We start from the raw sequence: 5,042 nt of genomic DNA on the forward strand, positions 1-5,042 counted from the left end.
CGCGTCAGGACCAACGCGATATGGCAAACGACAGGAACGAACAGGAAGTCTGACAACCAGCCATTCATAAGTGGCAGTGGTGCGCCGGCTGCACGCGACAGTCTGTTAATTGCGTACATCAGGCAATAGCATGAGAATACCGGGTCAAACAATGAGCGTGCTAAAGGGCCAGCGAAGCCGCGGCTATGGTTGCGATGGCCAGACATGCGCCGAGGATTAAAATTACGTATGCGGTAGCACCCTTACCTATTCTTATCAATATGTTGTCCCCCGGTTTTTCGGGCAATACCAGGTTCCTGAAGCGTTTTAACAGCGAGTCATTTTCTGTTGGTACATCGTTATTCATCTCGTCTAACTTTATTATAGAACAAATGTACTAATATTTTAGATCAAATGTTCTATTTTTACTTTCCGGAACATGCTTATATTTGCCTATGACCACGCAGGAAAAAATACTCGACACTGCTATAAAGCTGTACAACACTCACGGGATCAGTAAAATAACGAGCCGCCATATTGCGGCTGAAATGGATATTAGTCCGGGTAACCTGCACTACCATTTCAAGCATACGGAGGATATTATTAAGGCTTTGTACGACCGGCTGGTAGGAGAATACAATACTTTTTTCAGGGAATTGGAGCTTACAGAAGATGTATCATTCGCGGACTTAACAAACTTTGCCCAGGCATCTTTCAAAATAACCACCAGGTACCGCATTTTCTTCAGATCGGGGGTGGACATCGTGATGCAAATACCTGCCATACGCGACAACCTCCATGAGATAGTGACAAAGCGCAAAACACAATTGGGTTTTATTTTTGAGCGGCTGGTGCATAAAGGCATATTTCGAAATGACTTACCGCCGCACATCTGGCCTATTTTAGTCGAACAACTATTTATTATCGGAGACTTTTGGTGGGCACATAATGAGATTACTGAACGGCTAAAAGGCGCGAAGGCTTCTGCGAAATATATGGAACTTATAGAGGGATTATTTACGCCTTATCTCGCTGTGAAAAATAAAAATTAAAGCGGTACGAACTGTTTTAAATAAAGGAAACCCGCTCTTCAAATGGAGCGGGTTTCCTTTATTTAAAGTGCTTCTATTTCAACTTAACATCCACATACACCGAATGACGACCATACGTTTCATAGAACGGTTTGAACACCACGTCATCGATCTTGAACTCTAACTGTGCAGGATCGCCTTTAATCGACTTACCCAGATCGTTAGCGTCCAGGGTTACGGTACGCCAATCTTTCCTTGCCTGGGGTTCCTGTGCGGCCAGTAATATAGGGCCATAGAACAGGCTCGCGATATTCTGCTGGTCCATCACCGGATCGAGGTGGAATTGGAACGGCATTTTTAATTCGATCACATCACCATCTTTCCAGCTGCGGCTTATTTTCAGATAGCTGCCTGGTGTAGCGGCCACTTTTTGTTCTTTACCGTTGATCTTTACAAAGAAACCTTTGGTAGCCCAACCCGGTACACGTACATGGATATCGAACTTACCACTGCCCTTTATCGTCAGGCGGGTATTATCTTCATTAGGAAAATTAGTGGTTTGCTCTACGGTTACCTTACGCTCTGTCCAATCCAATGTAGATGGAACGTACAGGTTCACATACAGCGCCTGATTATCTTTACTCCTGAAATAGATAGAGTTCTGCAGTTTGGTACTGCTTTCGATAGCGGTACCGTTGCAACAGGTGAAGCCTGTCATATCACTGTTGCCGAACTGTTTCATTGATCCGGGCCTCAGCGGTACGTGGTAAGTGTTGCCAGGGTTATCCTTTGCTACAGAAGCCAGGATGTGGTTGTACAACGCGCGTTCGTAGTAATCCATCAACTCAGCGCGCTGCTCAAACTGGAACAGATCGCTGGTAAGTTTAAGCATATTATAAGTGGCGCAGGTTTCATTTTGTCCGCCGGAAGAAAAACCGTTCTCATACAAGGTGCCTGGCTGACTGATAAAACATTCGGCATTGGCCGGATTACGGGCGCCGGCAACACCACCGATGCTGTACATATAATCGTTCACTGCCTTGTGCCAGAAGTTATCGGCTATTTTGTAATACTCAGGATTATTGGATACGCGGTATGTTTCAATGCTTCCAACGATCTGCGGGATATGCTGGTTGGCATGTAAGCCACGGAAAATATCTACGTTTTTAGCCAGGCCGTGCGAATGTTTGGTATCACCAAAGAACACACGGATGTTATCAAACAACTGTGCTGTTTTCAGGTAGTTCGGATTACCGGTAATGTGGTAAAGACGGGCCATTGATTCATTCATGCCGCCGAATTCACCAGCGATGTAAGTATTCCACATCTTGATAAGCGTATCAGTTGGCAGTTTGCTCAGGCGGGCGTATACCCAGTCGCCCATACCAGTGGCGGTAGCGAGGGCTTTTTTATTACCACTCACTTCATATACATCAATTAAGCCGGCCAGAATTTTATGTAACGTGTAGTAAGGTGCCCAGATCTGGGTTTTCTGCCCACCATACTTAGCGCCCTTTTCCAACATGATAAACTGATCCGGAGGATAAGCACTGATAAAGCCTTTACCCCAGTTCCAGTAATCGTTACGGATGCCGGCAGTACTGATATCAGAATCGTATCCTGTTTTACCGGGACCAGGAGGCACGGCGTTCGGATCGGTTACATGGGGGCCGCCCGCTTCTTTCGGGCTACCAGAGAGCTGTGATAGTTCGTAAAGGCTATTTACCATGTACTCCATCTTCCGGGCGAAATTCGCCTGAAGCGCTTTATCGTACCCTGTACCGGCATAAGCCTGTGCGATCGCGGTAAGGTAGTGCCCGGTGGCATGTCCCCTTAACTTGGTGTCTTCGCTATCCCACACACCCAAAGGTTTTGCACCTTCCGGCTGTTTCTGGCCAAAGGCGTGGCGGAACATATAGAGGAAAGAATTAGGGTCCGTTGTAGCTAAGGTGTTGATAAACTTATCACGGTTTTCAACAAATTTGGATTCATGACCATGCGCATCGGCATTTAGCGTAACCTGGTCCAGGTTAAACACGGCCAGCTTAGCACCCGGCGCAACTGCTTTTTTAGCCGCAGTTACCGTTACAACAGCCTTTGGCTGGAAGTTCGTTCCGGCAACACGACCGGTAACCGTGTAGCTACCAGGATTCAGCACAGCGCTATTATCGGTGGCAGCAGGCCACAGCACACGTACCTGCGGGCCTTTCACGCCATTCTTATAAGTACCGTTTACATAACCTGGAAAACGTGGCAGGTTTCCTGCTTCAGTGGTCACTTTCACATCGGGTACACTCACTAAATAGGAGTTATACAGTTGCGGCTCAGTGGGAGCAAAATGAGGCAGATCGTCTTCACGCTTCCCGGTAGTATTTACAGAACCTTCATTGATACCTCTTTGCGCGTTTCTATAAATGCCCGCTACCTGACGGCCGCTCAGCGGTACACGATAAATACGAAAATCATGTACCAGTGCATCCAGATATGGATCGCCCTGCAACAATGATTTGCCAATATAAAGTTGTCTGCCTCCCGATTGCTGACCAAATACATCCGTCAGTTCCAGCGACAGGTTTTTAGCTTCGCCGGCAGGCTTGCTATCCACATAGGTAGTCATCGATTTCGAAGGAACATCTATCACCACCACTACATGCACCCACTTATTCGCTTCTATGGCTGGCGACACCGCCACGCTCTTGTTATCCTTATCCGCAGTAATCAACGCCTCATAACCTTCCTGACCATTTGCACCGGCAGGAGCTGCCGTGAAATGTTTCGCCGCACTGGTCCCGAAATCAAAGAAACGCTGGCCCGGTTGCTTCGAACGCAGGTATATCCATCCCGAAATACTGAGCGATTCAATATCAGTTAACGCATCTCCCGGGATCGTTACAAAAGCATTATCAGAAAGCGACAACACCTTTTTAAACCGGGGATCAGTAACAAATTTGGCTCCCCCTCCCTGGAGTTTGCCGTGCAGCGTATTCCTCGACCAGTCTTTAGCATCTCCTTCGAATACATAACGTGCGATCATGCCCGTTTCCCCAATCCCATCCAATATCTGATCGCCACTCTGTGCGCGGGCAGCATTCATACCCTGGGTCAAAACAGCTGCAAACAGGATGACACGCAGGCATACTTTGTAAAATTTCATATTTGATTTTTTCATCATTGAGTTGATATCATCTGTTATCCTGGTCAGGACGTTGATTTTGGCTGAACAGGTTCGCTTTTAGCGCCCTGCATCATTAAATTGTCAAACAGACATTTTATTTAACAATTCACTAAACTAGGAAGAATCCAGCTGCTACGATAAGTCTATTTTAGCTAATCCTCAAATGATATTAACATCTATTAAACGTGAAAAATGGACGTGTATTGGGTCGCTACCTGTTATTTCACCCTGCTCACCTGTTGATGGGCACTGTCGTAATGCAAGCGCAGCATATCCTCCCCAAAGTCGTTTTTCAGATCACGGAAACTTGTATGGACGTGGTTACCGTTGTTTTGGGTATTGTCGTACTCGATAATGAAAGTAGGCCCCTGTATCCGGTAATAGTGGCCGCTGCCCCAGGTTTTACCGCCTGCCCAGGCGAAATGCAGCTGTTCCCAACCGGCATGCCCGATCTCTTTCCACAGCACATCTGCCATTAGTTTGGTGTACCGGTCGATGTACACCGCCAGCAGCCGTTTCAGTTGTGCCTGCTGGGCAGGCTGCAATTGTGCGTAACTTATTCCCGGAGGCGTTTGTAGCCAGGCCTTTCTTTTATTGCCGGTGATAATATCGGATGGTGCTTTCCCGGCCACCACAGCCACAGATAGTTGTGCGGAACTCAGACTTTCCAGCAGCCCGAATGCCAGCTGACTTTCCTCCTTCAGGATTTGTTGTCCCTTTTTAGGTCCATCCGGCACAATGGCAGGGTTGGCGCCCATAAAAGTCGGCGTAACAGCAATAACATTTTTCCCGTCGGCAGTAAAGTTCAGCGCCAGGTGATGCCCTTCCATCCTCCAACCCCATGGCTTGCCACTCCC

General features: G+C 47.4%; 4 protein-coding genes. 1 reads left to right on the top strand and 3 read right to left on the bottom strand.

Annotation, left to right across the window (positions count from 1 at the left end; all coding sequences use genetic code 11):
- Positions 1-160 precede the first annotated feature (160 nt).
- Positions 161-346 (bottom strand): hypothetical protein, encoded by a 186-nt coding sequence (locus tag QZT80_RS06485; RefSeq protein ID WP_295119390.1) that lies wholly within the window; start codon positions 344-346, stop codon positions 161-163.
- An 88-nt stretch (positions 347-434) separates the two neighbouring features.
- Here QZT80_RS06485 and QZT80_RS06490 point away from each other — a divergent pair, with 88 nt between their 5' ends.
- Entirely contained in the window at positions 435-1,031 is a 597-nt protein-coding gene (locus QZT80_RS06490; protein WP_295119393.1) for a TetR/AcrR family transcriptional regulator, read from the top strand.
- Between the two features lie 73 nt (positions 1,032-1,104).
- Here QZT80_RS06490 and QZT80_RS06495 read toward each other — a convergent pair whose 3' ends face one another.
- Together QZT80_RS06495 and QZT80_RS06500 are read right to left on the bottom strand one after the other, a co-directional pair.
- Positions 1,105-4,164, bottom strand: coding sequence for a beta-L-arabinofuranosidase domain-containing protein (locus QZT80_RS06495; protein WP_295119395.1), 3,060 nt, complete (start codon positions 4,162-4,164; stop codon positions 1,105-1,107).
- Positions 4,165-4,403: 239 nt separating this feature from the next.
- On the bottom strand, positions 4,404-5,042 hold a 639-nt coding region (locus QZT80_RS06500), incomplete at its 5' end, for a DUF3500 domain-containing protein (RefSeq protein ID WP_295119398.1).

It is taken from the genome of uncultured Chitinophaga sp., from assembly GCF_902168175.1.
Classification (GTDB): domain Bacteria; phylum Bacteroidota; class Bacteroidia; order Chitinophagales; family Chitinophagaceae; genus Chitinophaga.